Here is a 22127-nt window from a genome sequence, read left to right on the forward strand (position 1 = left end):
AGATATTGAAACGGATGGCATTACATGGCGGTGCTTTTTTAAAAACCACGAAGGACACGAAGAGCACGAAGAAGTCCTTCCTTCGTGCTCTTCGTGTCCTTCGTGGTAAAACAACTTGCCTGCCCTGAAAAAACATTTTTTTGTTGACAAGCGTGAAAAAGGACTGTAGACAGGAAGCGATCATCAGTACGAAACAAACATTTAGATCGGAACACGGCATGATCCAGCGCATGACACCCCAGTTTATATTTAATTTTGGACGCTTCTTCTTTTTTAGGAGCGTTCATCCGGTGTAATGCTTTATTGAATAATTGAGAAGAATAAAGCCCCGGGTGGACAAGATAAGCCACCCGGGGCTTTTGTGTTTTTTTAAGGGCTTCGGGAAAAAATCCTGAAGCCCTTTTGTTTTTTTTACAGGCAGGAAACACCCCGACACGGGGCTGCCATTACAACAAGGAGAAAGCAAACATGAAACTCATTCTGGACACACAGATCACCCCGGACCAGGAATCCGGTGTTCAAACCCTGCTGGAAAGAGACGGCTGCATCAGCTGCACCATCACGGACGCCGGTCAGAAGGTGATCGGCATTGTAAAAAAAGGGTCCCGGAAACCGGAAGATTACCTGGGCGTACCGGGCATTGTTCAGGTATTGCCCGTGTCCACCTCCCACAAGCTGGTGAGCCGGGAATTCAAGACCCAAGACACCCGGGTGGCCATCAACAACGTGGTGGTGGGCGGGGACCGCATTGTGGTGATTGCCGGCCCCTGTGCCGTGGAAAGCCTGGACCAGGCCATGACCATTGCAAAACAGGTGAAACGGTATGGGGCCGTGCTGTTCCGGGGCGGGGCATACAAACCCCGGTCCTCTCCATACTCCTTCCAGGGTCTGGAAGAAGAAGGGTTGAAAATTCTGGCCAGGGTCCGGGAAGAAACCGGCCTGGGAGTGGTCACGGAGATGACCTCACCGTCCCAGGCAGATCTGATGGAACAATATGTGGATGTGGTCCAGATCGGTGCCAGGAATATGCAGAATTTCGAGCTGCTCAAATGTGTGGGGAAAATGAAAAAACCCGTGGTGCTCAAAAGAGGTCTGGCCGCCACCATCCAGGAATGGCTCATGTCGGCGGAATACATTGCTGCCGGCGGAAACACCGACATTATTTTATGTGAGCGGGGCATCCGCACCTTTGAGCCCTATACCCGGAACACCCTTGATTTGTCCGCCATTCCCGTGCTCAAAAAGCTCACCCATCTGCCCATTGTCATCGATCCCAGCCATGCCACGGGGATCCGGGAAAAAGTCAGCCCCATGGCCCGGGCTGCCGTGGCCGCCGGGGCCGATGCCCTGATGATCGAGGTGCACCATGATCCGGACAATGCGTTGTCCGACGGACCCCAGAGCCTGTATCCCGAGCAGTTCGGCCGACTGATGCGCGACATTTATACCATTGCGCCGGTGGTGGGCAAGCAGCTGGATTTTGATTATCTGAAAAAATCGGAACTGATCCATGACCTGGATGAAAACGCAGTCAAAACCGCCGCTTTTATCGGCGAGTTCGGGGCTTACAGCCATAAAGCGGCCCTGGCCTATTTCGGGGATGATATCACCCCGGTTCCCATGAAGGGGTTTAAAGAAATTTTTGCAGCCGTGGCAGCGGGCAGGGCGGAATATGGGGTGATTCCCCTGGAAAACTCATTGTCCGGTTCCATCCACGAAAATTTTGACCTGCTCCAGGAGTATGATCTGAAAATCATCGGAGAGATCACCATCCGGATTCAGCATGCCCTGATCGCCCACAAGGGGGCGGTCAAAGATAATATCAAACAGGTCCTGGCCCCGCCCCCGGCCCTGACCCAGTGTTCAAACTACCTGGACCAGTATCCCTGGATGGAACGGATACCCGTGGCCGCCACGTCCCAGGCGGTCAAGCAGGTAAAGGATTCAAATGATGCAGGCTTTGCCGCCATTGCGTCCACCATGGCGGCAAAGATGTTTGACATGCAGATTTTGGATGAATCCATCGAGGATGACCCCCGCAATTACACCCGGTTTGCCGTGATTGCCAAAGAATACAAAGGCCGCAAAAAAGTCGCCAAAACCTCGGTGATTTTTTCCACGGGCAATAAGCCGGGCGCCCTGTTTGAGGTCATGAAAATCTTCAGTAAATATGACGTCAACCTGGTGAAGCTGGAGTCCCGGCCCATTCACGGCAAACCCTGGGAATACATGTTCTATGCGGACCTGGAGGCCGATATTGAAAAAAACGAACTGGCACCCATGCGCGGCCTGCTGGAAGAAAAAACAGAAACCTTCCGGGTTTTAGGCCGGTATTGAATGCCAGGATGACGTTACCCCTGCCGGATGGGTATAATGGTGATTTCAACCCGACGGTTCATGGCATGGTCAGAGGATATGGGGCGCGATTCCCCATATCCCACTGCTTTGATCCGCTGTTCCAGCACGCCGTTGCGGATCAGTTCGTTTTTAACGGCCTGGGCCCGTTGCTCGGACAGGCGCAGGTTGTATTCGTCTGATCCCCGGGTGTCGGTATGCCCGCCCACTTCGATGATGGTCTGGGGGTATTTGTTCATGATATCCGCGATCCGCCGCAATTCTGCCTGGGCACCGGGCAGCAATGTGCTTTTATCATACTCAAAAAAAGCTTCTCCTTTAAACGTGGCCCGCAAAACATCCTGGTCTCTGGAGATGCTGGCAGATTCTGATGTGGCAATGGCGCTGCGCAGATCCTGCTCCTGGTTGTCCATGTAACGTCCGATCTGGTTACCTGCCAGGCCGCCCAATGCCGCACCGATCCCGGCACCGATCAGCGTGGCTTCTGTGTCTCCGCCGATCACCTGCCCGAGGGCGGCACCGACGCCTGCACCGACGCCCGCGCCGACAGCGGTCCCCTGTCCCTGTTGGCTTTGCATGGCCGTGCAGGAAAAAAGACTGACAAGCACGGCAATAAACATAACGGTAAGTAAATTTTTTTTCATTTTTTGGGTCTCCTGATTGCGATGTGTTAATGTACGTTTTTACAGACAGCTAACATTCAATGATTTCGAAAAAAACAAAAATAATTTATTGTTGGCTGTGTCACTGAATTTTTGAATTTTTGTGCATTATTCGATTAGGATAATGATAAGAACGATTTTAAAATTGTAAACCATTTAAACAGGTGTTGGCAATTATTAGGTTGACTTGGCACAAATGGCTGGCTATATCTGAATTGAAACAGCTACACCATAACTGTATTGTCGCATCACAGGTTGTTTGTTCACCCCAAATCTAAGGAGATGCCATGGAACGAAGACAGTTTTTACAAAAAGCCGCTATCGGCAGTGTCGCTGCAGTGACTGCGGGGAGTTTGATTCATGCACCGGCCGTACATGCCAAAAAACAGATTCGATGGAAAATGGTGACGACCTGGCCCCCGAAACTGCCGTATCTCCAGGATGCGGCAGAACTTCTGGCCAAAAAAGTGGAATTGATGAGCGACGGTCAGTTCAAGATCAAGGTGTTTGCCGGCGGAGAACTGGTGCCCCCGTTGCAGACCTTTGATGCTGTTCAGAAAGGAACGACCGTTCAGGCGGGATCGGGCGTCGGCTATTACCAGGCGGGCAAGGCCCCGGCAGCCCAGTGGTTTGCCGCGGTGCCTTTCGGTCTCAATGCGGCCGGCATGGCTGCCTGGTATGAATTCGGGGGCGGGCTTCAGCTGTGGGAGGAAACCTATGCGCCCTTTGGGGTCATTCCCCGTCCGGGCGGCAGTACCGGGCCCCAGATGGCCGGCTGGTTCAACAAGAAAATCGAGACAGCCGAGGATTTCAAAGGGCTGAAAATGCGGATTCCCGGGCTGGGCGGCAAGGTAATGGCCAAAATGGGGGCCACGGTGATTCTGTGTCCGGCCAGTGAGATTTTCACCAACCTGGAGCGCGGCGTCATCGATGCCACCGAATGGATCGGCCCGCTTCATGACCAGCTCATGGGATTCTACAAGGTTGCTAAATACTATTACTACCCGGGCTGGCATGAAACCGGTCCGTTTGTGGAGTTTGTGTTCAACAAAAAAGCCTATGAAGAGCTGCCCGTTGATTTTCAGGCCATTCTGGATGCCGCCTGTGCCCAGGTCAGCAACTGGACCACCCAGGGGTTTAATTTTGGAAACGGCCGGGCTTTAGATGAGCTGATCAATGTGCACAAAGTCGATGTGGTCCGGTTGCCGGACTCGGTGCTGGCTGAGCTGAAATCCCATTCAAAGGATGCCGTTGCCGAAATCGCCGCCTCCGATCCCATGGCTGAAAAAGTCAATGACAGCTTCCAGAAATTCCAGAAACTGATCGGACCCTGGGGAGAAATTTCTGAAAAGCCCTATTATGAAACACTGGCCGACCAATATCCGTTGAAGGGATAAGCATCGATGCAGATCGGTCCTTTTCTTGAAACAATCGCCGCCAGAATAGATGTCTGCAACGAGTGGATCGGCCGACTGGTCTCCTGGGTGGTGGTACTGCTGGTGGCGGTTGTTTTCATCGATGTGGTCATGCGGTATGCCGCCAACACCAGTTTTGTGTTTACCCAGGAACTGGAATGGCACCTGTTCGGGTTCATTTTTCTGATGGGCGCCGGTTACACCCTTTTGTATGACCAGCATGTGCGGGTGGATGTCGTATACCAGCGGCTGTCGGAACGGGGCCAGGCGTGGATCAATGTGCTGGGGTGTCTTTTTTTCCTGTTTCCCGGGGCAATCCTTATCATTTACACCTCATTCGGGTTTGCCCGGGAGGCGTTCGTCTTTATGGAAGGCAGCCCGGATCCCGGGGGGATTCCGTTCCGCTTCATTATCAAATCCTGTGTGCCTTTGGGATTTTTGCTGCTCCTGTTTCAGGGGGTGTCCATGTTTATCCGGAATTTAGGCATTCTTTTGACCCCGCCTTGTGCTGACAAAGAAAAGGATGTCCGGTAATGGGATCTGAATACCTGGCCGGATGGATGTTCCTGGCGCTCACGATTCTGTTGATGGCCGGCTTTCCAGTTACGTTCACCCTGATCGGCACGGCCATGTGTTTCGGATGGATCGGCGGAGGATGGGGATATTTCGAGCTGTTGCCCATGCGGATCTGGGGGGCCATCAACAATGTGGTGCTGATCGCGGTGCCGTTGTTTGTGTTCATGGGGGTGACCCTGGAAAAATCCGGTCTGGCTGAAGAGCTGCTGGAAACCATGGGGCTGGTGTTCCACCGCATCCGGGGCGGGCTGGCCATCAGCGCCGTGGTGGTCGGCGCATTGCTGGGGGCCTCCACCGGTATTGTCGGGGCCACGGTGGTGACCATGGGACTGCTGGCCGTGCCCACCATGCTGCGGCACGGGTACCAGCCGGAGCTGTCCGCAGGCACGGTGGCCGCCTCCGGCACCCTGGGGCAGATCATTCCGCCCTCCATTGTGCTGGTCTTGCTGGCCACCATTGTCCAGATCCCGGTAGGAGATCTGTTCATGGCAGCGCTGTTGCCCGGGCTGCTCCTGGTGCTGCTGTACATGGCCTATATTTTCATTGCGGCCTTGATCAAACCGGACATGGCCCCGGTCATCACTCTGGCGGACGGCCAGGTGCCGGATGCCCGCCAGTTGTGGAAAAAAACCATGCGGGCCCTGGTGCCGCCCCTGGTGCTGATCACGGCGGTGCTGGGCTCTATTTTCGCGGGCATCGCCTCTCCCACGGAAGCCGCATCCGTGGGGTGTGTGGGGGCCGTGGCCCTGGCAGTCTGGAACCGGCGGTTCAACCTGGATATTCTTAAAGAGGTGTCCCGCACCACCACCCGGCTCACCAGCATGGTGTTCATCATTCTGGTGGGGGCCAACGCATTCGGGCTCACGTTTCGGGAGTTATACGGGGATGAGCTGATCCGCGGGTTTCTCATGGATATCGCCCATGCCCACAACAAATGGGTGGTGCTGCTCATTGTCATGGGCGTGATCTTTCTGATCGGGTTTGTCCTGGATTTCATCGAGATCATTTTCATCCATGTGCCCGTGCTGGTGCCCATCCTGGTGGATGATTTCGCCTTTGATCCGTTATGGATCTGCGTGCTGCTGGCCATCAACCTGCAGACCTCTTTCATGACCCCGCCGTTCGGGTTTTCCCTGTTTTACCTTAAAGCGGTGACCCCGCCCCAGATTAAAACCGGTCATATCTACCGGGGCATCATTCCCTTTGTCCTGCTACAGCTGCTGGGCTTGTTCATCGTGGCCATGTGGCCGGCCATCGCCACCTGGCTGCCGGGCCTGGTGTATGTGCGGTAGATCAGAATAAAAAAGATTTCAAGTTGACATTATGGTGCATCCTTTGGAAAGGATCCCGGGAGCAGATTATGATGATTAAAATTACCAGAGCGACATATTCAGGTGACTTTCAGATCGAACTTTGCTTTTCCGACGGAAAAACAGGCTTTTTTGACGGAAAAAAACTGATTCAGCAAAAAGGCTCCTTGCTGGAGCCGTTACACGATGAGTCATTTTTCAAACGGTTTTTTATCGATGTCGGGGCACTTGCCTGGCCCCATGGTCTGGAACTATCGCCCTCAAAGCTTTATCAAAGCTGCCGTCATTATGAAACTGCATAAATGATTCAGATTCTGCCCATCTATTTATGGACTGGTTGCCAGGCTTGGTCTATGTCAGTTTATTTTGGAAAAGTTTTGGGGATAAATCATTCCGTCTCTTCAGGGGTGTTGAAATCCCGGATAAAGATCTCCCAGAACGCCACGAACAGCGAGGCCAGCAGGGGTCCGATGACAAATCCGTTGATGCCGAACCACACAAATCCCCCCAGAGTGGACAGCAGCACCAGGTAATCCGGCAGTTTGGTGTCTCTGCCCACCAGGATGGGCCGCAGAAAATTATCCACCAGTCCGATCACCCCGGCCCCGAATCCCGTGAGAACCAGGCCCTGAATCCAGCTGCCCACGGCAAACAGATAAATGGCGACCGGCACCCAGACCAGGCCGGCACCCACCATGGGAATCAAAGACAGCAGGGTCATGACCACTCCCCATAACAGCGGGGCCGGAATACCCAGTATCCAGAAGATGATCCCTCCCAGGCCGCCCTGTATGACTGCCACCACCAGATTCCCTTTGATCGTGGCCCGGGTGACTTCCGCAAATTTGGAAAACAGCAGGCGTTCCCGTTCGTCTCCCAGGGGCAACGCCCGGGTCAGCTGGGCCACCAGATCTGTCCCGTCTTTGAGCATGAAAAAAGCCAGATACAGCATCAGGCCCAGGCTGACAAACCACTGGGCCGCATTCTGACCGAACTGCACGGCATTCTGGGCGATGAACTGACTGACCGTGACGGCGGCATTGGACAGCTGGGATTTGAACGTGGACAGGTCCAGGTTGAACCGGTCCATCAGGCTCTGGATGGCTGGAAACGCCTGGCGGATCTGCTCGATTCGCTCTCCGATATTAATGTCACCGGTTTGCAGGCGCTGGTACAGGGCCGCACCTTCCTGGAAAAAAGAGACGGTGACGAACACGGCCGGGATCACCCCGATGGTGATGACCACCACCAGGGTGGACAGGGCCGCAAAAGTGGCCCTGTTTTTCCATAATTTTAAAAATCGCTGGTACAGCGGGGCAAACACCAGCCCGATGACACAGGCCCAGAACACGGCGCCGAAAAACGGTTTGAGCAGAAAGAAAAAAACAGCCGTCACCAGGACCAGCATGGTCAGAAATGTGCCTTGTTCCAGTTTTTTCATTGTGCCCCCTGTTATGATTTCGGAAAGGTTGGCTTTTTGGGTGATGCCAGATACCCGGCGGCAATGGATGCCCCGATGATGATTCCGCCACCGATCAATGTGGAAAATGTGGGAATTTCTTTAAGAAGAAAAAACGCGAGAATAATGCCGTACACCGGTTCCAGCCCCGTGATCACCGAGGCGGTCTGGGCCCTTATCTTTTTAAGGGAACTGATGAACAGGGTGTGGGACAGGGCCGTGCACACCACCCCTAAAAAAACCAGGGCCGGCAGATCCGATGCCGCCACCATTGCCTTAGGCCGGATCAGGAAGACGGGAATCACCAGGCACAGGGCCGCAAACAGGTTCTGATAAAATGCCACGGCCACGGGATCTGACAGGCGCACGTTTCTGCGGTTCACCAGGGCCAGGATGGCAAAAGTCAGGCCGGATAGAATGCCGTAAAACCCCCCCAGCGTGACCCGGTTGGACAGGTCGGGTTCCGGGATGACCAAACAGATACCAAAAAATACCACCAGGGCCGTTAAAATATCCCGGCGGTCCAGAGGTTCTTTAAATACCAGAGGTTCCATAAACGTGACAAACAACGGAAATGTGGAAAAAGTGACCAGGCCCACAGCCACGCTGGAGAGCTGAATCGACAGAAAGAAAAAATACCAGTGCACGGCCAGCAGCGCCCCCTGCAAAATGAACAAACCCGTGGCCCGGCCCGGAACGGCAGACAGTTTTGTGCCGGAAAACAGCCGGGCGTAAACACCCAAGGCCATAGCAGCGAACAAGGTTCTGCCCAGAACGATATACAACGGGCTGGCATCAATGAATTTGGCGAACAGCCCGGACAAACCGAACAGCAGCACGGCGCTGTGGATCACAAACAATGGGTGGGCCGCCGGTCCGGGTCGTTTCATGGGCATCAGACAAAGGCGCTATCGGATCAGCTGGCGGTATTTGATGCGCGTCGGTGCATCCGCCTTGATGCCCAGCCGCTTTTTGCGGTCTTTTTCATAATCGGAATATGCCCCGTCAAACATCACGGTTTTGCTGTCTCCTTCAAAGGCCAGAATATGGGTGGCAATGCGGTCCAGAAACCACCGGTCATGGCTGATGATCACGGCACAGCCCGCAAAATTTTCCACTGCTTCTTCCAGGGCCCGCATGGTGTTGACATCCAGGTCATTGGTGGGTTCGTCCAAAAGCAGCACATTGGCTTCCTGCTGGAGCATGCAGGCCAGGTGCACCCGGTTGCGTTCCCCGCCGGACAGATCCGCCACTTTTTTCTGCTGGTCTGTGCCGGAAAAGTTGAACTTGCCCACATAGGCCCGGGCGTTAAGTTCCCTTCCGCCGATGATCAATGGGTCATTGCCGCCGGAGATGACTTCAAAAATGGTTTTGTCCGGATCCAGAGAATCCCGGTCCTGATCCACATAGGCCAGCTTCACGCTCTGGCCCAGTTCAATTTTACCGGCATCCGGTGATTCTTTGCCCGTGATCATTTCAAACAACGTGGTTTTGCCGGCACCGTTGGGACCCACCACACCCACGACAGCCCCCGGCGGGATCACAAAATTCATGTCTTCCACCAGCAGTTTGTCTTCAAACGCCTTGGTCACATGATCCGCCACAATCACCTTGTCCCCCAGACGGGGTCCGGGGGGAATAAAGATCTCCATCTCTTTTTCCTGCTGTCCGGCATCTTTTTTGAGCAGGTCTTCATAGGCTTTGATCCGGGCCTTGGATTTGGTGCGCCGGCCCTTGGGGGACAGGTGGATCCATTCCAGTTCCCGTTCCAGGGTTTTCTGGCGCTTGCTTTCGCCTTTCTGCTCCGTGGCCAGGCGTTTTGCTTTCTGATCCAGCCAGGAAGAATAGTTGCCTTTCCAGGGAATGCCTTCGCCCCGGTCCAGTTCCAGGATCCAGCCGGCCACATTGTCCAGAAAATACCGGTCATGGGTCACGGCGATAATGGTGCCCTCGTACCGGTTCAGATGTTGTTCCAGCCAGGCCACGGATTCCGCGTCCAGATGGTTGGTGGGCTCGTCCAGCAAAAGGATGTCCGGTTTGGACAGCAGCAGCCGGCATAAAGCCACCCGGCGTTTCTCTCCGCCGGAAATCACGCTGACCGGCGTGTCTTCGGGCGGACACCGCAGGGCATCCATGGCCATCTTTAACCGGGCGTCCAGGTCCCAGGCATCCAGGTGATCCAGCTGTTCCTGTACCTTTCCCTGACGTTCGATGAGCTGGTCCATCTCCTCTTCGGACATGGGCTCGGCAAACTGTTCGGAAATCTTTTCATATGCCGCCAAAAGATCCACAGTTTCCTGAACCCCTTCCTCCACCACCTCCCGGACGGTTTTGGACGAATCCACCAGGGGTTCCTGCTCCAGAAATCCGATGGTGTAGCCTTTGGATAAAATGGTTTCACCGGAAAATTCCGTGTCCTTGCCGGCCATGATTTTCAGCAGCGAGCTTTTGCCCGAGCCGTTGAGGCCCAGGACACCGATTTTAGCGCCGTAAAAATAAGACAGAGAAATATCTTTGAGCACCTGGCGCTTGCCATGGAACTTGCTTACATGGATCATGGAATAGATCACTTTTTTGGTATCTTCGGTCATGCAGTCTCCTTGACGGAAATTTAATGGTACTGGGTGATCACCGGTTCTTTGAGAATCATGTCCACGGCTTCAGCCGCCGTTCTGGCCACGTTGGGAAAGCTGTCGCCAATTTTGGCGATCTGACGCAGGTTTTCGGCTGTGCGCAGAATCAGCCGGGCAAAATCCCCTTCCGCGTAATCGGATCCGGTCATCAGTTCGTCCCAGGGCGTGTCATGGGCCCAGCCATACATGAGAACCGCGGGCTGGACAAACAGGTTGGGCGCGGAAAAACCGCTGGACAGCAGTTTCAGTGCAAAGGGTTTCAATCCTTTGCGAATCTCCAGAAAGCCTTGTTTAAGTCGTTTGGGCAGGGCGCCTTCAACCAGCGGGTCATCTTTGAATTCTTTTTCATTGACAAACGCGGCCATAATGGCAGCCAGCAGGGCCGGATCCCGGTCCGGCAGCAGGTTTTCCCGGATGCCCTGGGCTACCAGCAGCGGCGAGTCGATTCTGAGCTTGGAAGCCCACAAACCGTCCTCGGTCAGGTTCCCGTCCCGGGTGATGAATCCTTCATTTGCCAGAAAATCCATGTGTGCCAGAAAATCGTTCCACAACAAAGCCAGGTCCTGGCCGAACCGCTTTCTGGCCGCTTTGGACCGTTTTTCGCCGGCTGCGATCAGGTAAGAGGCAAACGAGTGGTCCAAAAGCGTTCTCACCTGTTCCGGCGTGTGTGAAAGCAACAGGTTCAGTACCATGGAAAAATCGATTTTGATCTGGCTGTCCACATTCAAAGCCGGAGCGTTCACCAGGCCGGCAATGCCCTTCAGATCCATGAACTTGCCGGGCAGCACCAGGGCGAATCCGATATTGTCCATGCCCCGGCGGCCGGCCCGGCCGGCCATCTGCTGAAATTCACTGGGGCTTAACGTCTGGAAATCCACACCATTGAACCGGTCGGAATTCAGAATCACCACGGACCGGGCCGGAAAGTTGACGCCTGCCGCCACCGTGGAAGTGGCAAACATGGCATTGAGCAGTCCTTTGGCCATCAACGTCTCCACCACCACTTTCCAGGCGGGCAGATGCCCGCTGTGGTGGGCGGCACAGCCTTTTTCTTCCAGGTCCCGGCGGTGGGGGTGGGCGGCCAGGTGGGGATTGCCTGCCACCAGTTCCTCAATGGTCGCTTTCAGGGCCGCTTTTTTTTGCGGTGTTTTGTTGAGCAGATCATTGCGGCACAGTTTCAGGGCATTGTCGCATTCAGCCCGGGATTTTAAAAAAAAGATGGCCGGCAACAGGTCATACCGCTCCATGAGCGTCAGGATATCCCCGAAATCGGGCAGTCGTCCCGGCGGCGCCAGGACCGGCGGTTTTTTGATGCTGGCAAACTTGTACACTTTATCATGAAGCCTGGCTTCACCCGGCCCGGCGGTCTTTTTAAGCAGCGGGTACAACGTGCCGGAAGGATGCAGAAATATGGGGTGCAACGGCACGGGCCGCCGTTTGTTTTCCACGATGCGGCAGGTGCGGCCCCGGATGGCGGTCAGCCAGCCGGCGATCTGGTCCGGGTTGCCGATGGTGGCGGACAGCAAAAGCAAAGGTATGCGCACCGGCAGATAGATCATGATCTCTTCCCACACCACGCCGCGTTCCGCATCCCCTAAGTAATGGGCCTCGTCCAGGATGATCAGGTCGCAGTTCAGGTCTTCTCCGGTGTACATGGCATCGTAGAGCTGGTTTCTCAGGATTTCCGTGGTGCCGATGATCACGTCGGCATCGGCATTTTCCTTGATATCACCGGTGAGAATGCCGACATTTTCTTCACCGAACAGCTGGGAAAACCGGGCATGGATGGAGTTGGTCAGGGCTTTGAGCGGGGTGGCATACCAGATCCGGCCTTTTTTGGCCAGGCAGTTCCGGGTGGCTTCCTCGGCAATCCAGGTCTTGCCGGCCCCTGTGGGAGCGGTCACCAGGCAGTCTGCTTCCTGAACAGCTTCAATGGCTTCGATCTGGAACGGATCCGGTGTAAAGGGTTTGTCGTCAGGTACCCCGATCTTTTCAAAGACGCGTTTGAGTCCTTTGTCCGCACCGGGCTTCATGGCGGGTCTGTTTTCTGGTTTTCGCCGGGGGCGTTTACCCCGGTAATTTCGTTTTGTTTTCATTTGGGACAAGTGTAATCAATATCGGCAAATTGTGCAAGTCCTGGCCTCAGAGATCCTGCCTGGAGTGTGTCAATACCGGTCCATTGGATCTGATGACCTCAGAAAGACTCTTTTTTGTCTGGAACCAGCCGGCTCATCCCTTTGGTGATATGGTTTCTGACTGTGTCCACATGAAACTTCAATGATGCTTCCAGCCGGACCTGATCCCGTTTTTTGATGCTGTTGAAAATATCTTCATGCTCTGCCAGGGATGTGCCGGTCATGCTCAGGTAAAAAAGATTCTGATTATACCGCAGCAATAAAATATCAAACAGTTCCTGGAGCATTTTTACCTGTATGTGGCATTTTGAAAGCGCGGCCAGGGTCATGTGAAATTTCATGTCCGTCATGATCCGCTTATGGTAATTGTCTTCAGCCACGGCTGCCTTGTAGTCGTCAAGGGTGGCTGCCAGCTTTCTGATCCCCTGGTCATTCAGATGCCCGATGATACCCGGAACCAGAGACACTTCCAGAAGCAGCCTTGTGTCATAGACTTCCGTGATTTCCTTGACGCTGACTTCATTGATATAATAGCCTTTGTTGGATTCATGCCGGACGATGTTATGAAATTCCAGCCACTTCAATGCCTGGATCACCGGCGTCATGCTGACCCCGATTCGTGTGGCCAGGTCCTTGTATTTGATTTTCTGGCCCGGCTGAATTTCATTGTAGAACAGCATCTGCCGGATCGCCATATATGCTTTGAATGTCAGATCCGATTTGTTCTGGGTTGTTTGTGTCTGCACCATATTATGTCCTCATCGTGAGCCCGGGCAAAAAAACTTGACACGCCGCACTGGTTTTGGTAGTGGAATATATTTTATAAAATAATTAATTAAATAGTTAATGAAATAAACGTTGTCAAGGGTTTTCCGGATGCCAAACAGGCCAAAATCAATCTTAACGAATCATAAATTCAGCCGGTTATGGCTGATATCCGGATGGATTCACATTGATTTTATTTTTTAAAAACCACGAAGGGCACGAAGTTGACGGCCATGCCCTGACGGGCAGCGCGATCCATGGGATAATCCGGCAGATAGTCCGGGTATATCATATGAGATGGTAAATTTTATGGGAAAGGAAAAAGAGATGAAAAAAGCGAAGATCGGTCTGACAATGTTATTTATGGTGTGTTTGCTGGTGCTGCCGAGTGCGGGTATGTCTGATGATACCCAGTTGACGACACCGGCCACCTTGACCTGGGTAGCCGGCGGTGTGGGCGGCGGCTGGTATGTCCAGGCAGGCGGTATTGCCAGGATGATCACGGAAGCCGAGCCCAAACTCATCTTAAAGGTGGTGCCGGGCGGCGGGGTGGTGAATCCGGTTCGGGTATCCAGCGGCAAGGATGACTTAGGATGGGGAATTACGTTTGTGGATAAAATGGCATTTAAGGGGATGGCGCCATTGTTTAAAACTGCCAATCCGAATGTCAGATCCATGGGAGGCATTTTCGGCACCTATTATATCCATTTTGTGTCAGGCCGGGACCAGGGCATCCAGACCCTGTCTGAAATGGCGGACATGGTCAAAGCCGGCAAGGCCATCAAGGTGGCCATGCCCATGAAAGGGACATCGGACCTGCCGTTGATCGAAAATATCCTTAATTTTCACGGGATTTCTTCCCAGGACATCGATAAGGCGGGCGGCAAGATATTTCAGGCCGGGTATGCCGACATGATCAGCCTTTACAAAGACCGGCATGTGGATTTCGTCTTTACCCATCTGGCTCTGCCGGCCGCAGCCATCACCGAGATGATGGTCAGCCGTTCCAGCACCCTTCTTTCGGTTTCAAACGAGTGCATCGATACCCTGGCCGATGACCTGGGAACCCTGCCCACCGCTTCGGGAAAACAGATTATCCCTTCGGATACCTACAAGGGCCAGGCAACGGATGTATCTACCGTGGTGAGTACGGGCGAACTGTTGATCGGCAGCCATGTGTCTGATGTTGTGGCATATACCATCACCCGGATTTTATGTGAACAGGTGGAGGAACTGCATGCCATCAACAACGCCAACCAGACCTTTATCCCGGAACAGGGATGGGCCAATGTGGCGGTTCCCCTGCATCCGGGCGCAGAAAAGTATTATCAAGAAGCCGGATACATGAAATAAGCAAAAAAAAGGAGCGGCCCGGGTGAGAAAGTTATGGGGATGGAAAGGAACAGTGATCGGCATATGGCTGACCGTGGTCTCGGTATTTGCCATTTACACGGCAACCTTCGGGGTCATGCAGCCACGGATTCAGCGGGGAGTTCATCTGCTGTTTTTGCTGCCCATGGCTTTTATCCTGTTTCCTGCCACCCGGCGGTCCCCGGTTGACCGGATTCCGTTTTATGACTGGATTCTGGCAATTCTGGCACTGCTGCCGCCCTTTTATCTGATCCTGAACAATGATGCCTTGAGCATGCGGCTGGAATTTATCGATCCTTTGACCACACTGGAGATGGTGTTAGGGGGATTGAACATTCTGCTGCTGCTCGAGGCGATCCGCCGGGCCGTGGTGCCGGCCATGACCATTCTGATCGTGGTGTTTCTTTCATACCTGTATGCAGCCCCCTATATGGGTGGGGTGTTCTTTGCAAAACCCCTGCCGCTGTCAGAACTCATAGAAATGCAGTACCTGATCACAGATACGGGCATCTATGGGGCCATCACCGGTATTTCCGCCACGTTTGTGGCCCTGTTTGTCATCTTCGGGGCCTTTATGGAGAGCACCCAGACCGGGAAATTTTTCACGGACCTGGCGTGCCGCCTGGCCGGCAGAAGCCGGGGCGGGCCCGCCAAAGTCGCGGTGATCAGCAGTTCTTTTTTCGGGTCCATCAGCGGGGTGGCAGCGGCAAATGTCTATGCCACGGGCACCTTTACCATCCCCATGATGAAACGGCTGGGGTTTCGGCCCCAGTTTGCCGGGGCCGTGGAAGCGGTTTCCTCCAGCGGCGGGCAGTACATGCCGCCCATCATGGGGGCCGGGGCTTTTGTGATGTCGGAAATCACCGGCATCCCCTATCTGCAGGTATGTATCGCCGCAGCACTGCCGGCCCTGCTTTACTACACCAGCCTGATCATCCGGGTCCATTTTATCGCGGTCAAGGACAATGTAAAAGGCATGAAGGAAGAGGACATGCTGGTCCCTGTTTCCACCATTATCAGGGATACTTATCTGCTGCTTCCCATCGTCGGCCTGGTGGCCATGTTGCTGATGGGGTATTCGGTTTTCATGGGGGCCATGGGTGCGATCGTGAGTTCGTTTGTCATCAGTTTTTTTAAAAAGAAAACCGCCATGACGCCGGTCAGGCTGTTTGAAGCCTTGAAATCGGCCGGGCAGAAGATGATCATGATTGCCCTGGCCTGTGCCGGTGCCGGCATGGTGGTGGCAATCGTCACTCATACCGGGCTGGCCCTGGGCATTGCCACGGTGATCAACCACTGGTCCGGGGGATTTCTGCTGCCGGCCCTGGTGCTGATCATGGGAACCTCTTTGATTCTGGGCATGGGCATGCCCTGTACCCCGGCCTATATCATCGCCGTGACCATCGGAGGCCCGGCCCTGGTGACCCTGGGTACGGATCTTCTGGCATCCCATCTGCTGGTTTTTTACTGTGCCATCCTGGCGGAAGTCACGCCACCCGTGTGCATCCCTGCGTATTGTGCCGCGTCCATTGCCGGATCCAAGCCGCTGCAGACCGGATTCGAGGCCTTTAAGCTGGCCATTGTGGCATTTTTGATTCCCTTGATTTTTATTTACAACCCGGCACTGCTTTTAAATGGAACCCTGGTGGAAATCATATCCCTGGTGCTGGTGCTGCTCATTGCCGTTGTGTTTTTATCGGCCGCCCTCACCGGCTATTTTTTTACCATACTGAGCCTCTTTCAAAGGACCATCATGGCGGCTGCCGCCATCGGGGCGTTTGTTTTCTGTGCCCACCCGGACCTGGTGGGCCGGCCAGTGACTTTGGCAGCCGCAACCCTGGCAATCGTTGGGTTTTTTGTGTGGCTTTTTCTGCGGTCCCGGGCAACGGATCCGGTGACTGACAACACCTGAGTATGGCCAGGGATAAAGAGGCGTAAACCCCATGGGTTCCGGAATTTTTCAAATTGTGATCATCGGCGGTGGTGTCATCGGCACTTCCATTGCCTGGCACCTGGCAAAAAAAGCGGCCCGGGTCACTCTTATCGAATCCCATGACCTGGCATCCGGGAGCTCCGGGGCCTGCGACGGCCTGGTGTTCATGCAGTCCAAAAAGCCCGGCATCCACCTGGGTCTGGCCATGGAAAGCCTGAAGCGGTTTCATTTTTTGAAAAAAGAGCTGCCTGTGGACATCGAGTTCAGGCAGACCGGGGGCCGGGTGGTCATCCAGACCCCGGCACAATATCCGGCCATGGAAAAATTTGTCAGGGAACAAAAGGATATCGGCCTGGAAGTCTGCCTGATGGATGCAAAACAAACCCTGGCGGCGGAACCGTTTTTATCTCCTGATATTTACGGCTCCACCTGGTCTTCCCTGGATGCAAGAGTTAATCCCATCAATCTGACGCTGGGGTTTGCACTGGGTGCGAAAAAAAATCATGCCCGGATCCTGACCCGGACCAAGGTGCTGGGAATTCACACCCAAAACAACCGGGTGACAGGGGTTGCCACCACACAGGGGGATATTCCAGCTGATATCGTGGTCAATGCCGCCGGTGCCGGGGCAGGGCGTATCTGTCAGATGGTAAAAATCGACCTGCCCATCGCACCGCGGCGGGGACAGATCGTGGTGACCCAGGCGGCGCGCCCCATGATTTCCAGTTGTATGATTTCAGCCGGATACATTGCCGTCAAATATGATCCGTCCCTGGCCGCAGAACAGGGAGAAGGCATGTCCATGGAGCAGACAGACAACGGAAACCTGCTGCTGGGATCCACCCGGGAATTTGCAGGGTTTTGCACAGAAAACACCCTGTCGGGCATCCGCCGGATTATATCACGGACCACTGAGGTACTGCCGGCCCTGAAACACCTTCAGGTGATCCGGACCTTTGCCGGTCTCCGGCCCTATACCCCGGACGGCCTGCCCATCCTGGGACCGGTGCCGTCCCTGGAAGGGTTTTTTATGGCCGCCGGACACGAGGGAGACGGTATTGCCCTGTCCCCGATCACAGGAGAACTGATGGCAGATATGGTCCTGGGACAAAAAACCGCCATCTCTCTGGCACCGTTTTCTCCGGAACGGTTTATCCCCCAGAAAGGACAGGCCCATGAATAATGCGGATACAGACCTGCGGATTTCTTCGGCAAACCGGGGCACAAAAATTACCCTGCAGGTGGACGGGGTTCCCTGTACTGCCTATGAAGGGGAAACCGTTCATGCCGTATTGCTGGCCAAAGGAATCCGTGTCTTGCGGATTGCCGGAAAAACCGGTGAGCCCCGGGGAATTTTCTGCGGTATGGGCATCTGCTATGAATGCCGGGTCACCATCAACGGTGTCCCGGACCAACTGGCCTGCATGACCCTGGCAACCGACGGCATGCAGATTGAAACCCGATGAAGCAGATGGGATTTTGTTGAAATGAGGCGGTCGTGAAGCAGGCGTATGATGTGGTGATCGTGGGCTCCGGGGTCGCCGGTATTGCCGCGGCCAATACCCTGGCCGGCCATGGCCTTCAAATTCTTGTCATTGATGAGAATCCCCAAGCCGGTGGCCAGATACTCAGACAACATTGCCGGGTTACAGACGGGTTCTGGGAATTTGACCCGCGTCTTGAAAGATCCGGCAGGACGGTGTCAACCCAAAAAATTGTTCAAAGCCTGAGGCCGGTCCCGCGGCCCAAAGGGATTACCTGTGTGCATCAGGCCCGGGTACTGGGCATTTTTCCGGACCGGCAACTGCTGGTGCATGTGCCGGACCCCCTGTGTCCGGGCAGTTCAGTATCCGGATGTATGATGGAGATTGATGCCGGATACCTGTTGCTGGCCACGGGTGCCAGGGAGCGGTTTTTGCCGTTTAAAGGATGGACCCTGCCCGGGGTGATGTCCTTGGGAGCGGCCCAGATCCTGATGAAAAGTTCGGGTATCCTGCCGGCCCGGCACACCCTGATTGCCGGCACCAGCCCGCTTCAAACGGTGCTGGCCCTGGAGATTCTCAAAAACAAAGGAAACGTGACCGCGATTCTGGATGAAAACCATTTTGCGAAAAAACTGGGTCTGCTGCCGCTTTTGAAACACCATTGGTATCTGGCAGGGGAGGGGGCCATGCAGATGCTGGGCCTGATGATCCGAAAGGTGCGGTTTCGCCAGGGAGTCCGGGTGACGGAAGCCAGAGGGAAAAATGAAGTAACGGCTGTCGTGACCGCCGACCTTGACAGAAAAGGAAACAAGATCCCCGGTACCTCTCAGATTTACTCCGCCAGTGCACTGGCAGTGGGGCATGGGTTCTCTCCCAACATCGAGCTGCCGGTCCAGGCCGGATGCGCCCTGGATTACGATGCCGACCGGGGCGGGTGGGTGGTCCGGGTGGATCATGCCCTTGAAACATCGGTGGTTAAAGTGTATGCCGCAGGAGAGATCACAGGTATTGCCGGGGCTGGAAAATCCTTTGTGGAGGGAAAACTGGCCGCGTTGTCAATTCTGGAAAAACTGGGAAAAAAAACCGGGCCGGATCGTTATGCGCAAAAACTGGTCCGGATGCAGAAACAGCAGCGGGGCTATGCATCATTTTTAAATCAGCTGTGCCAGGTGCCTGCATCCGCTTATGAGGCTATTGACGATGATGTCCTGATCTGCCGATGCGAAGAAATCTCCATGGGAGAGATCAGAAAACAGATTGCCAAAGGGTTTGTGACAACAGGCAGCCTGAAAAAAGCCACCCGATGCGGCATGGGACGGTGCCAGGGCCGGATCTGCCAGCCGGTCCTGTTTGACATCCTCCTGGCCCTGACCGGCCAGACCCCGGACCAGACAGGCAGCCCTTCTTTCCGGGCCCCGGTAAAAAATGTTCCCATGGCAGCGTTTTTACACCCATGACCCTGCCCCCCCACAAAAAAAGTCTGACAAAAGATCCGTTTATGGGAATCCTGATGCTGGACACCACCTTTCCCAGAATTATCGGTGATATCGGAAATCCACAGACATTTGATTTTCCGGTGCGGTATCGCACGGTGAAAGGGGCCACCCCGGAACGGATCGTGGTCCAGGGAGACAAAGCCATGATCCAGCCGTTTGTTTCCGCCGGCCGGGACCTGATCCGGGAAGGGGCCATTGCCCTGGGCACCTCCTGCGGATTTCTGGCCCTGTTTCATAAAGCCCTGGTGGCGGCACTCCCGGTGCCGGTGTTTTCTTCTTCCCTGCTCCAGGTGCACCTCGCGCAGACCCTGTTAAAAGACGGTCAGAAGGTGGGGGTTCTGACCGCCAGAAAATCTTGTTTAAACCATGAGCACCTGTCTGCCATCGGCATCGCAGACATTCCCATGGCCATCCAGGGCATGGAAAATTTTCCGGAGTTCACCCGGGTGTTCATTGGGGGGCAACCAACACTGGATGTGGATCTGTGCAGGCGCGAGATGGTGTCTGCTGCCATGCATCTGATCAAAGAGCATCCCGCGGTGGGTCCCATCGTCCTGGAGTGCACCAATATGCCGCCATTTGCCGATGCAGTCCGCCGGGTGACAAAAAGGCCGGTTTTTGATATCACCACCCTGCTCAACTCGGCCTGGGCCGGCTGCCGCTGGTGAACCTCGGGCAATACCTTGTCAGGGTTGTCAGATTATTTTACCACGAAGCGCACGAAGAACACGAAGAAGCCATTCCTTCGTGTTCTTCGTGCGCTTCGTGGTTTTAAAAAAACAAATCAATGTAATGCCGGAAATGGACGAATTGATATAAACCTCACTTATAACGTCATCTCATAGATGTCTTTCAGGGCCATGACACGGGTTTCCCATATCCGGTCGAACCGGTCTTTGTCTGTGGCCGGTTTTTTTATCATCTTTATGCAAAAATCCATTTGTGCTTTGGTGGTGACGGGTTTGGCATACAGCTTCAGGGCAAATTCACTGAAATCCCTGATCATGACATCAAATATCTGTTCCAGCAGGTCCGGGGTGAAGTTATCCATGTGATATTTTTCAATGATGAGCTGGCCATAAGCCACCAGGGTGAACAATTCCCCCAGATACAGCAGAAAATCCATGTTTTTGGCCTGGTCCCTGTCCGGGGTGGCGGTCATGAGCATTTGGGCCAGCTGGTCGATCTGTTCTTTGAAGATATTTACATTGGGCAGGTCCACACGGTCATAGGCCAGGTGATAATCATGGAACTGGATTTTGCCCAGGCCTTTGGTTTCTCCCTGGTTGAACAGAAACGTATCGCACCCCGGATCATCCCGCCGGGGGATGTCCGGAAACGTGCCGGGGTTGAAGAAATAGTTGGCCATGAACTTGATGATCAATGCCATGTTCACATGGACCGTGCCTTCCAGTTTGGGCAGGGATCGGATGTCGGTGGCTGCCATTTCAAAATAGGTGTCTTTCTCAAACCCCCTTGCCGCAATCACATCCCAGATCAGGTTGATGACGTTTTCTCCCTCGCAGGTCACCTTCATTTTGACCATGGGGTTGTACAGCAGGTACCGCCGGTCTTCAGGCGAAGCACACCTGAAATAATCAGCGGCCCGCAAAGAAAACAGCTTCATGGCGGCCAGGCGGGTATAGGCATCCACCAGCAGCTGCCGGATATGGGGAAAATCCGTGACCATTTGACCGTACAGGTTCCGGTGGGCCGCATGGTTGAGGCCTTCATACAGGGCATGGGTGCAGACGCCGATGGATGCCCAGCCTAAGTTGAATTTTCCCACGTTGATGGTGTTTAACGCGCTGTCCCAGGCAGCCCGGCCCGTGGACATGATGTCCGCATTGGTGACAGGGTAGCCGTTCAAAGCATATTCGGCCACATAGCCTTCCCAGTCCACCACATTCTGGACCAGATCATAGTTGTCATGGGCAGGGTCGGCGGCAAAGAACACATACTCATCGGTTTCCGAGTTTTTGCCGAATGTAGACACAATCCCGGCCTGGTTGGCGTTGCCGATATAGTATTTACCGCCGTCCGCCACGTATTTTCCGTCTCCCAGGGGGGTCAGGGCCATGTCCGACGCATACAGATCCGCCCCATGGTCTTTTTCCGACAGACCAAAGGCAAAGATGTGGCCGTTTTTCAACAGTTGTGCGGTTTTTTGCTTGATCTCTTCGTTATCCCCCATCCAGATGGGACCCAGGCCCAGGATGGACACCTGCCAGGTATACCAGTGGGAAAGATTGTAGAACCCCAGTATTTCATTGAAATCACAGATGCGCCGGGTGTCCCACCGGGCGTTTTCATTATCTTTTGCATATTTTTTCGGGGTGAGCAGGGTGGCGAAAATCTGGTTTTCCTTTAAAAAATCCAGAAAATCCTGGTACCAGACCCGCTGGTGGAAATCGGATTTCAACTGTTTTTTGCCCCGGGTCTCAAAATAAGCAATGGTTTTTGTCATGATCTGCCGGGATGCGTCATCCAGATGATCAAAAGTGGCGGTCCTGGGATTGAATAAAATCATGCC

General features: G+C 54.3%; 18 protein-coding genes. 11 read left to right on the top strand and 7 right to left on the bottom strand.

Going from position 1 to position 22127, the window contains the following annotated elements; translation table 11 throughout:
- The first annotated feature begins 468 nt into the window (after positions 1 to 468).
- Positions 469 to 2337 carry a 3-deoxy-7-phosphoheptulonate synthase gene (gene aroF / locus DPO_RS07850; protein WP_006965270.1) on the top strand — a complete coding sequence of 623 codons (1869 nt, stop codon included), beginning with the start codon at positions 469 to 471 and terminating at the stop codon, positions 2335 to 2337.
- Positions 2338 to 2351: 14 nt separating this feature from the next.
- Here the strand turns inward: aroF and DPO_RS07855 are convergent, their stop codons facing one another.
- Positions 2352 to 2999: an OmpA family protein gene (locus tag DPO_RS07855; RefSeq protein ID WP_006965271.1), complete on the bottom strand. Its 648-nt coding sequence runs from the start codon at positions 2997 to 2999 to the stop codon at positions 2352 to 2354.
- A gap of 305 nt (positions 3000 to 3304) precedes the next feature.
- Here DPO_RS07855 and DPO_RS07860 point away from each other — a divergent pair, with 305 nt between their 5' ends.
- The 4 genes from DPO_RS07860 to DPO_RS07875 all read left to right on the top strand — a co-directional run bounded on the left by DPO_RS07860 (position 3305) and on the right by DPO_RS07875 (position 6620).
- Positions 3305 to 4414, top strand: a complete 1110-nt coding sequence (locus DPO_RS07860; protein ID WP_006965272.1) for a TRAP transporter substrate-binding protein — start codon at positions 3305 to 3307, stop codon at positions 4412 to 4414.
- 6 nt (positions 4415 to 4420) lie between these two features.
- On the top strand, positions 4421 to 4966 hold the full coding sequence (locus DPO_RS07865; protein WP_006965273.1) for a TRAP transporter small permease subunit: 546 nt from the start codon (positions 4421 to 4423) through the stop codon (positions 4964 to 4966).
- Positions 4966 to 6300, top strand: a complete 1335-nt coding sequence (locus tag DPO_RS07870; protein ID WP_006965274.1) for a TRAP transporter large permease — start codon at positions 4966 to 4968, stop codon at positions 6298 to 6300. The genes DPO_RS07865 and DPO_RS07870 overlap by 1 nt, the downstream gene beginning before the upstream one ends.
- A 68-nt stretch (positions 6301 to 6368) precedes the next feature.
- The gene (locus DPO_RS07875) at positions 6369 to 6620 is read left to right on the top strand and encodes a DUF2442 domain-containing protein (RefSeq protein ID WP_006965275.1); all 252 of its coding nucleotides are present in this window, start codon (positions 6369 to 6371) and stop codon (positions 6618 to 6620) included.
- Between the two features lie 86 nt (positions 6621 to 6706).
- Here the strand turns inward: DPO_RS07875 and DPO_RS07880 are convergent, their stop codons facing one another.
- From DPO_RS07880 to DPO_RS07900, 5 genes are all read right to left on the bottom strand, one after another.
- Positions 6707 to 7759 (bottom strand): AI-2E family transporter, encoded by a 1053-nt coding sequence (locus tag DPO_RS07880; protein WP_006965276.1) that lies wholly within the window; start codon positions 7757 to 7759, stop codon positions 6707 to 6709.
- Between the two features lie 11 nt (positions 7760 to 7770).
- Positions 7771 to 8667 (bottom strand): DMT family transporter, encoded by an 897-nt coding sequence (locus tag DPO_RS07885; protein WP_040011754.1) that lies wholly within the window; start codon positions 8665 to 8667, stop codon positions 7771 to 7773.
- Positions 8668 to 8685: 18 nt separating this feature from the next.
- Positions 8686 to 10368: an energy-dependent translational throttle protein EttA gene (ettA, locus tag DPO_RS07890; RefSeq protein WP_006965278.1), complete on the bottom strand. Its 1683-nt coding sequence runs from the start codon at positions 10366 to 10368 to the stop codon at positions 8686 to 8688.
- A 20-nt stretch (positions 10369 to 10388) separates the two neighbouring features.
- A complete protein-coding gene (locus tag DPO_RS07895) occupies positions 10389 to 12443 on the bottom strand; it encodes a DEAD/DEAH box helicase (protein ID WP_006965279.1) in 2055 nt (684 codons plus the stop codon).
- 161 nt (positions 12444 to 12604) lie between these two features.
- The gene (locus tag DPO_RS07900) at positions 12605 to 13294 is read right to left on the bottom strand and encodes a GntR family transcriptional regulator (RefSeq protein ID WP_006965280.1); all 690 of its coding nucleotides are present in this window, start codon (positions 13292 to 13294) and stop codon (positions 12605 to 12607) included.
- A gap of 343 nt (positions 13295 to 13637) precedes the next feature.
- On the opposite strand from DPO_RS07900, the gene DPO_RS07905 reads away from it, so the two are divergent.
- Genes DPO_RS07905 through DPO_RS07930 form a run of 6 tightly spaced genes read left to right on the top strand, consistent with a single transcriptional unit; the run spans position 13638 to position 20262 of the window.
- Complete coding sequence (locus DPO_RS07905; protein WP_006965281.1) at positions 13638 to 14663, top strand: TAXI family TRAP transporter solute-binding subunit; 1026 nt, start codon at positions 13638 to 13640, stop codon at positions 14661 to 14663.
- A 22-nt stretch (positions 14664 to 14685) separates the two neighbouring features.
- Entirely contained in the window at positions 14686 to 16593 is a 1908-nt protein-coding gene (locus tag DPO_RS07910; RefSeq protein WP_006965282.1) for a TRAP transporter permease, read from the top strand.
- 31 nt (positions 16594 to 16624) lie between these two features.
- Positions 16625 to 17797, top strand: a complete 1173-nt coding sequence (locus DPO_RS07915; RefSeq protein ID WP_006965283.1) for an NAD(P)/FAD-dependent oxidoreductase — start codon at positions 16625 to 16627, stop codon at positions 17795 to 17797.
- Positions 17790 to 18080 (top strand): (2Fe-2S)-binding protein, encoded by a 291-nt coding sequence (locus tag DPO_RS07920; RefSeq protein ID WP_006965284.1) that lies wholly within the window; start codon positions 17790 to 17792, stop codon positions 18078 to 18080. The genes DPO_RS07915 and DPO_RS07920 overlap by 8 nt, the downstream gene beginning before the upstream one ends.
- A 32-nt stretch (positions 18081 to 18112) precedes the next feature.
- Positions 18113 to 19555, top strand: a complete 1443-nt coding sequence (locus DPO_RS07925; RefSeq protein WP_006965285.1) for an NAD(P)/FAD-dependent oxidoreductase — start codon at positions 18113 to 18115, stop codon at positions 19553 to 19555.
- Complete coding sequence (locus tag DPO_RS07930) at positions 19552 to 20262, top strand: aspartate/glutamate racemase family protein (RefSeq protein WP_006965286.1); 711 nt, start codon at positions 19552 to 19554, stop codon at positions 20260 to 20262. Before DPO_RS07925 ends, DPO_RS07930 begins: the two co-directional genes overlap by 4 nt.
- 158 nt (positions 20263 to 20420) lie before the next feature.
- Here the strand turns inward: DPO_RS07930 and DPO_RS07935 are convergent, their stop codons facing one another.
- Complete coding sequence (locus DPO_RS07935; protein ID WP_006965287.1) at positions 20421 to 22124, bottom strand: acyl-CoA dehydrogenase family protein; 1704 nt, start codon at positions 22122 to 22124, stop codon at positions 20421 to 20423.
- Positions 22125 to 22127: the final 3 nt, after the last annotated feature.

This window comes from Desulfotignum phosphitoxidans DSM 13687 (assembly GCF_000350545.1).
GTDB classification, from domain to species: Bacteria; Desulfobacterota; Desulfobacteria; order Desulfobacterales; family Desulfobacteraceae; genus Desulfotignum; species Desulfotignum phosphitoxidans.

What these genes read in the sequence shown, in the direction of transcription:
- aroF (WP_006965270.1), top strand. Translation starts at nt 469, where the DNA reads ATGAAACTCATTCTGGACACACAGATCACCCCGGACCAGGAATCCGGT.
- DPO_RS07855 (WP_006965271.1), bottom strand. Translation starts at nt 2,999, where the DNA reads ATGAAAAAAAATTTACTTACCGTTATGTTTATTGCCGTGCTTGTCAGT.
- DPO_RS07860 (WP_006965272.1), top strand. Translation starts at nt 3,305, where the DNA reads ATGGAACGAAGACAGTTTTTACAAAAAGCCGCTATCGGCAGTGTCGCT.
- DPO_RS07865 (WP_006965273.1), top strand. Translation starts at nt 4,421, where the DNA reads ATGCAGATCGGTCCTTTTCTTGAAACAATCGCCGCCAGAATAGATGTC.
- DPO_RS07870 (WP_006965274.1), top strand. Translation starts at nt 4,966, where the DNA reads ATGGGATCTGAATACCTGGCCGGATGGATGTTCCTGGCGCTCACGATT.
- DPO_RS07875 (WP_006965275.1), top strand. Translation starts at nt 6,369, where the DNA reads ATGATGATTAAAATTACCAGAGCGACATATTCAGGTGACTTTCAGATC.
- DPO_RS07880 (WP_006965276.1), bottom strand. Translation starts at nt 7,759, where the DNA reads ATGAAAAAACTGGAACAAGGCACATTTCTGACCATGCTGGTCCTGGTG.
- DPO_RS07885 (WP_040011754.1), bottom strand. Translation starts at nt 8,667, where the DNA reads ATGAAACGACCCGGACCGGCGGCCCACCCATTGTTTGTGATCCACAGC.
- ettA (WP_006965278.1), bottom strand. Translation starts at nt 10,368, where the DNA reads ATGACCGAAGATACCAAAAAAGTGATCTATTCCATGATCCATGTAAGC.
- DPO_RS07895 (WP_006965279.1), bottom strand. Translation starts at nt 12,443, where the DNA reads ATGAAGCCCGGTGCGGACAAAGGACTCAAACGCGTCTTTGAAAAGATC.
- DPO_RS07900 (WP_006965280.1), bottom strand. Translation starts at nt 13,294, where the DNA reads ATGGTGCAGACACAAACAACCCAGAACAAATCGGATCTGACATTCAAA.
- DPO_RS07905 (WP_006965281.1), top strand. Translation starts at nt 13,638, where the DNA reads ATGAAAAAAGCGAAGATCGGTCTGACAATGTTATTTATGGTGTGTTTG.
- DPO_RS07915 (WP_006965283.1), top strand. Translation starts at nt 16,625, where the DNA reads ATGGGTTCCGGAATTTTTCAAATTGTGATCATCGGCGGTGGTGTCATC.
- DPO_RS07920 (WP_006965284.1), top strand. Translation starts at nt 17,790, where the DNA reads ATGAATAATGCGGATACAGACCTGCGGATTTCTTCGGCAAACCGGGGC.
- DPO_RS07930 (WP_006965286.1), top strand. Translation starts at nt 19,552, where the DNA reads ATGACCCTGCCCCCCCACAAAAAAAGTCTGACAAAAGATCCGTTTATG.
- DPO_RS07935 (WP_006965287.1), bottom strand. Translation starts at nt 22,124, where the DNA reads ATGATTTTATTCAATCCCAGGACCGCCACTTTTGATCATCTGGATGAC.